The 1,508-nt window shown below is 65.3% G+C and carries 1 protein-coding gene; it reads right to left on the bottom strand.

Going from position 1 to position 1,508, the window contains the following annotated elements; all coding sequences use genetic code 11:
* Nucleotides 1-169: 169 nt before the first annotated feature.
* Entirely contained in the window at nt 170-1,507 is a 1,338-nt protein-coding gene (locus Q0897_RS16010) for an IS1380 family transposase (RefSeq protein ID WP_299310425.1), read from the bottom strand.
* Nucleotide 1,508 lies beyond the last annotated feature (1 nt).

The raw sequence follows: 1,508 nt of genomic DNA, 5'->3' as shown, positions 1-1,508 counted from the left end.
CCCGTCCTATTCATGAGGCTACCGCTTCGTGTTGTTCGGACGGCGATGTGGCGGTGCCTGATTGATCAAGGCGCACGCCTCCACCGGCGTTTTTCACCGCGGCAGGAGCAATGGGCTTTTCGAGGTTGATGGACTGGGGCTCAGGGGTTCGGCGGCACCGCCGCTCTTGCTATGTGGGCGCTGGTCGCAGACTGGTGGTGATGGCCTTGAACACACCGGCATCCGGGCAAGCCGAAGCGAAGGCGACGCGGATACGCGTGGCGGTTTCGATGACGCGGGCAGCGACCTTGAGCAGGCGCAGGCGCAGCGTGGCGAACTCGGCGGTGGCGAGTGCGGTGGCTCTTGGGATTTCCTGCTGGATTCGCCACAGGAGCCAGTATGCGGCGGTGTGCAGGATGAGGCGCATCTGGTTGGCGCCCGCCGAGCGGCACGAGGTGCGATCGCTGGCGAGCTGGCTCTTGTGGCGCTTGATCAGGTTCTCGGCCTGACCGCGGGCGCAGTACAGCGTGTCGTAGATGTGCTCGGCCGAGCCTTCGGTCAGCGAGGTGACGACATAGCGGATGTCCATGCCCAGCGTGCTGGCCTCAATCCGGGCGACGACGCGGCGCTGGCATTTCCAGCTTTTGGCGCCGTAGCGGGTCTCGGCATAGTTGCGCAGGACCGGGCATTGGCGTTGAGCCCGCCTGACGGCACAAGCATCGGCGACGGTGACGATTTCGGGATCGGCACGCAGCACGGCGTTGGTCGGCAGACCAAATACGTAATCGACGCCGGTCGCCTCACACAACGTCATGACCTCGGGCCGCCCATAGTGCCCGTCGCCGCGGATGGTGATGTGGGTATCGGGCCAGTGCCGCCGAAGATGGCGCACCAGGCGCCGAATGTGTCCGGCAGCCTCGGCGCCCGACGGTGTCTTGCCGGCGCGCAGCAGCATTGCCACCGGCCGACCGGTGGCGGTGTCGTAGACATGAATCGGCAGGAAGCAGCGCTCCCCGTGATGACCGTTCCAGAACGAGAGTTGCTGATAGCCGTGCACGACATCACAGGTGTCATCGATATCCAGCGTCACCGCCGCCGGCGCGGCGGGATAGCTGGCGCAGTAGATGTCGATCATCGCGGCCATCATCCTGGCCAACTCGCGCGTAGTCGGCGCATTTTCCCACCGGCTCATGGTCGGTTGGCTCGCAAGCCCCACGCCCGATCCCGGCAGCTTGCCCAGCGCCAGGCGGAAGCCCGGATCGTCGCGCAGAGCGTCGAGATCATCGGCGTCCTCATAGCCACAGCTGATCGCAAAGATGCGGGCGCGCAGGATATCGTCGAGGTGATGCACCACTCTGCCCGGGTCACGCGGATCGGAAATGCAGGCTGCAAGCCGCTGGCAGATCCCCATCGCTCGTTCGGCCTGTGCCAGCAGCAACACGCCGCCATCCGAGGTAAGCCGGCCGCCGTCGAAAGCGGCTGTGACTTTCTTGCGGCCGACTGCTGGGAATCCAAATGCGCTTGCGATA

The organism is uncultured Croceicoccus sp. (assembly GCF_947496385.1).
Taxonomy (GTDB): Bacteria; Pseudomonadota; Alphaproteobacteria; order Sphingomonadales; family Sphingomonadaceae; genus Croceicoccus.
Note: the sequence above shows the minus strand (reverse complement) of the source record. Positions and strands in the feature narration are given on the sequence as shown.